4 protein-coding genes are annotated in these 5,116 nt (G+C 29.6%); all 4 read left to right on the top strand.

Features of this window, described 5'->3' with window-relative positions; all coding sequences use genetic code 11:
- Positions 1-201: 201 nt before the first annotated feature.
- Complete coding sequence (locus FVF61_RS12025) at positions 202-654, top strand: hypothetical protein (protein WP_199757308.1); 453 nt, start codon at positions 202-204, stop codon at positions 652-654.
- 283 nt (positions 655-937) lie between these two features.
- Positions 938-2,239, top strand: coding sequence for a hypothetical protein (locus FVF61_RS12020; RefSeq protein WP_148456753.1), 1,302 nt, complete (start codon positions 938-940; stop codon positions 2,237-2,239).
- A gap of 173 nt (positions 2,240-2,412) precedes the next feature.
- On the top strand, positions 2,413-3,873 hold the full coding sequence (locus tag FVF61_RS12015; protein WP_148456751.1) for a T9SS type B sorting domain-containing protein: 1,461 nt from the start codon (positions 2,413-2,415) through the stop codon (positions 3,871-3,873).
- 1 nt (position 3,874) lies between these two features.
- On the top strand, positions 3,875-5,116 hold a 1,242-nt coding region (locus FVF61_RS12010), incomplete at its 3' end, for a PorP/SprF family type IX secretion system membrane protein (RefSeq protein ID WP_148456749.1).

Raw genomic sequence — 5,116 nt, 5'->3', positions numbered from 1 at the left:
TAATTAATTGATAATCAGTAGCACATTACATTTTGTATCGGGAAATAGTTAATATAACAGCATTATTTTCTGAGAGTTACACAAATTGTTAATCCACTCCATTTTAAATAAATAAATTAAAAACATTAAATAATCGATAAAACGCTTGTTTTTTTCGTTTAATTGCATAAATTTGTCATATTGAATCCCAAAATCTTAAATATGAAATCTAAAGTTACTTTAATCTGTCTTACTTTTTTACTGATGGCTGGCGTTAGTTTTGCTCAAAGTAAAGATGAACCTAAAAGCATTATTAGTCAAGATGTTTCCATTTCTAAATATCATGATAGAAAAGAATTAGAGCAAATGCAAAAAGGAGCATTGTTAGGATTATATAACGAGCGTATCGAAATTATTGTAAAAATATTACCTTACATTGCTTTTGCTACAAAGCCTGGTGTAACAATGTCGACTTTTGGTATACCAGATACAAAAGAAAACAGAAATGCATTAGATGATCAAATAGATGCTACTACTAGTTATTTTCAAAGCACTATGGATTTTCAAAATAAAATATTACCCTATTCAGATAGAGCTAATTTAATTGCTGCTATTTTATTTTATGAAGAAACGTTAAAAGCACTACATATTTATAGTGAGAATAATAGATTTTAACTCATTATATATTTTTGTCTATTCTAATATAATTTTATCTAATTAAACAGTTGTTTTTATACTAAAAAATATCAAGTTATGCTTGATATTTTTTTTAGTATAAATTATTATTGAAAAATTAAATTAATTCAAATTAAATTTCTACTTTTAAAAGTAAGATATATACTACAGAAATAAAATAAATATTGCATTTCGTCGTTATTTTTTGTGTTTAGTGGAATTTTTTTATATGTTTGGACTAAATTGATAAGAATCTTTATGATAAATAAATAACAATTGAATTATGAAAAATCTGCCCCAACTCTTATGTATTTTTCTATTAGTGTTTTGTAATGTGTTTTCTCAACAAGAGAAAGGAATTATCGGCACTAATAACTGGTTGAACTCTTGGACTGAATTTAACCCAAGTCAAATTGAATATGGAGACGCTACCGAAATATTAACAGGTAATATTACTTCAGACACTAAATTGTTTAAGAAAAACATCTATATGTTATTAGGAGATGTTTTTGTAACAAATAATGCCACACTTACAATTGAACCAGGTACTGTAATTATAGGAGACTTTAAAACAAAGGGTTCTCTTATAATAACAAAAGGTGCTACTATCAATGCAGATGGTTTAGTAACAGATCCTATAGTTTTTACTTCTAATAGAAGTGTTAAAAAAGCTGGTGATTGGGGAGGACTTATTATTCTTGGTGATGCTCCAATTAACAAGTTTGGAAATGGATCTTCTGTAAATCATAATTTTAAAGCTGCAACTTATGATGATATAAGTTATGGTGGAGATAACATTGAAAGTAATTCTGGTGTTTTAAGATATGTAAGAATAGAATATGCTGGAAAGGAATTAAAAGATGGAAACAATTTTAATGCTTTATTATTGGCTGGTGTTGGAAGTCAAACCATTTTAGAAAATATTATGGTTAGTTATTCTGAAGGTAATTCGTTCGATATTTTTGGAGGACAAGTTAATCTTAGCAGAATGGTGTCTTATAAATCTAACAAAATAGATTATAACTTTAATTTTGGGACACAATGTAATATTTACAATTCTTTAGCAGTTAGATCGTCTTATGTGTCAAGTCCGGATGGATCTAGAACCATGCATATTGCATCTTATGGAGAAGAGAAAGAAGAAGTGGACTTCACTAAAAAAGAAACTTTTGTAACCGCAACAAATTTAACTCTAATTAACGCAAGCGAGAATTTACAATCTGAAATTAAATTAGGTTTAGTAAGAGAGGCCATTTATATTTCTGAATATGCTTCTCTTGATATGAGTAAAAGTGTTATTTCTGGTTTTAATCCAGCTGTTTTATTTGAGAACAAAATTAAAATCAATAACGAAAGTTTAAGTAAGATTAAATTCTCAGAAATGTATTTTAACAACTGTAATGGAAATATTTTTACAGAATATAACAATAACAATGAAGATTTAGAGAACTGGTATGGAAACAGTAGTTTTTTTAATGTGTATTCTAAAGGATTAGATTCTGAAACTTTTATTGATTTAAAAGATCCGAAAAGGCCGGACTTTAGATTGCGTATCAATAAAATTATTGCATCTAATCTAGATTAAAAAATTAAAAAATAATCTGAATGAAAATTCAGTATAAAATAATTCTCAAGTTTTTTGCTTGGGGATTCTTTTAATTAATCCAATAAATAATTGTAATCCCTTAGTTTAAAATAAATCAGAGTAGTTTAATAATTAAACCACAGCATTTGTATTAATAACTAGAAAACAAGCATATGAATAAAACTACAATTGTAAAAAATCTTTTTTTTGTAATGTGTTTTTTTGTTCTAACTCTAAACCAGGACATAAAAGCTCAGATAGTAATTGGTGCTCCTAATATTGGGTTTGGTCAAGCTTGTGCAAATGAATCTTTTAATACATATTATGTGTCATTTGTTTTTTCACCAGAAGCGGCTTTAAGTTCTTCAAATCAATTTAGCATTGAATTATCTGATGCCGATGGAAGCTTTGCTTCACCAACTGTTGTATATACATCTGCAGCTGGATTAGTTACTACTTCACCAGCAACATTAAGTTTTGCTTTACCAACAGATACATTTGGTGAGAATTATAGACTTCGAATTAAAAGTTCGGCTCCAGTTGCTACTAGTTCTGGTTCACCAACTTTTGCTGCATATTATAAAATTCAGGACAGTCCATTTTCAATAAACAACTTAATTTCTACTGCTAGTTATTGCGCTGGTGGCTCTTATTTGTTGACTATAGATAATCCAGGTAATGATATGAACGATTCACCATTAAATTACCCAAACTTAACTTTTAAATGGTATAGAGTAACAGGACCAACAACTTTTGTTTTTGTAGCCGATGGAGAAAGCTTATCAGTAAGTACTCCTGGGACCTATTTTGTAGAAACAGATTATGGAACTTGTACTTCAGATTCATATTCAAATCGTGTTACTGTATCAGAATCAACTTCTGGTTCAACTACAGATATTGTTTCCAGTTTAGGAAATCCGTTTTGTCCAGATGGAGGCCCTACTACATTAACAACTACTTCAGGAAATAGTTACCAATGGTTTTTAAATGGTGAAGCTATTCCTGGTGCCATTAACCAAAGTTTTGAGACCACATTATCAGGTACATTTTCAGTAAGTATAGATTTAGGAAGTTGTACAACATCAGCTTCTATTGTTTTAGATAGTGAAGGGTTTACAAGTAGTATTAATGTAGATGAGGTGAATACTATAGAATTAGGAGATACATTATATGTTGAAGTTACTACTTCTGCTCAAAATCCAGAATTTCAATGGTTTTTAAATGATGTGATTATTCCAGGAGCTACAGAAAACACATTTGATGCCACTGAGTTTGGAAACTATAAAGTTGTAATTAATCAGACAACTGGTTGTAATGTTTCGGAAGAGTTTTTATTTGAAATAGAAGAACCTATAAATCCATTTCCTAGTGTAGAGGATATTCCAAATTTAATTAGTCCGAATGGAGATGGTATTAATGATACTTGGATTATTCCAAATATCTATGTAAGTGGTACTAATACAGAAGTTATCATTATGGATTCTTATGGAAAAGTATCTCTTAAAACAACTAACTACCTAAACAATTGGCCAGAAAATGAAATTAAATTTAATAGTGTAAATCCTGTTTTTTACTACGTGATTACCACTACAGATAATAAAACAAAAAAAGGATCAATAACCATAGTAAAATAATATGAAACTATTTTTACTAATAATAGCTATATTCTTGTCTTCAACACAGTATTTCTTCTCCCAAGAAGATGGTGTTGTGTCTTTGGCTATTCCAGTAAGAAGTTCTTTAAAATTCAATAGATATTTAACAAACCCAACCTTTAGTTTTGTTAGAGAACAAAATACATATATCAATATTACAAACAAAAGAGAATGGGTTCAGTTTGAAGATGCACCACAAACATATTTAATTAATTATACTGGAAGGTATAAAGAAAATATTGGAATAGGAGTTGGTTTATTTCAACAAAATTATGGTGTTTTAACATCTTTTGGAGGTGTTTTAAACTTCGCTTATAATGCAAGAATTCAATCTGAAAGTAATTTAACGTTTGGTTTGAATTTAGGCTTTTATACAAGTAATATTAATGAAGGAAAAGTGGTTGTTAACCAAGAAGATCCGTCTTTAGACAACATTCCAAAAAATACTGTTTTAAGCGTAAGTCCAGGAATTAATTACGGCTTGGTATTTTTTGATTTTGGATTATCTGTAAACAATTTGGTGCAATATAATATTAAGACTTCCGAACTTATTAAAGAAGACCCACAACAAAGTATTCAAGCACATGTAATGTATACAGGCTATATGTATAGTCGTGGCTTTTTTGATCAAAGTAAATTTTCAGCATTAATAAGATCGGAATTCAAAAAAGATCAAACTATTTTTTCAGGTATAGCTATGCTTACAGTACCTAAAGGTATTTGGGCTCAATTAGGATATAATACGGTTTATGGATTAACAGGAGGAATTGGTATAAATATTACTAAACAAATCTCTGTAGAATATAATTATGAAAAAGCTATGGGAGATTTATCCACTTTTGGATCTTCTCATGAATTTACTTTAGCTTATAAATTTGAAACAAGAAATAGATATCAATATAGTGGAGATGATAGAGAAGAAGCCCTACTTATAAGTGACAATAAACCAAAAGTGGCAGCATCTACAAAACCAGCATTATCTTCTGAAGAAAGAGACCTATTAGCTGAACAAAAAGCTTTAGAAAGAGCAGTTGCCCTAGAAGAAGCTAGATTGGCAGCAGAAACTAGAGCTATAGAAAGAGCAGAAGCACAAGAACGTGCTAAACAAGAAGGAGAAGCAAAAGCACAGGCTTTAGCCGAAGCTCAGGCTGCAGCTCAAAATCAAACAATAAATGCTGAAGCAGCAGCTCAATTACAAGCAGAGGAAGAAGCTAGATTAGCA

The organism is Xanthomarina maritima (assembly GCF_008084905.1).
Lineage (GTDB): Bacteria > Bacteroidota > Bacteroidia > Flavobacteriales > Flavobacteriaceae > Xanthomarina > Xanthomarina maritima.
This window is presented reverse-complemented; position numbering and strand designations above follow the sequence as displayed.

Bases quoted from the DNA above. Each gene is read 5' to 3' on its own strand.
- FVF61_RS12015 (WP_148456751.1), top strand. From the start codon at position 2,413: ATGAATAAAACTACAATTGTAAAAAATCTTTTTTTTGTAATGTGTTTT.
- FVF61_RS12025 (WP_199757308.1), top strand. From the start codon at position 202: ATGAAATCTAAAGTTACTTTAATCTGTCTTACTTTTTTACTGATGGCT.
- FVF61_RS12020 (WP_148456753.1), top strand. From the start codon at position 938: ATGAAAAATCTGCCCCAACTCTTATGTATTTTTCTATTAGTGTTTTGT.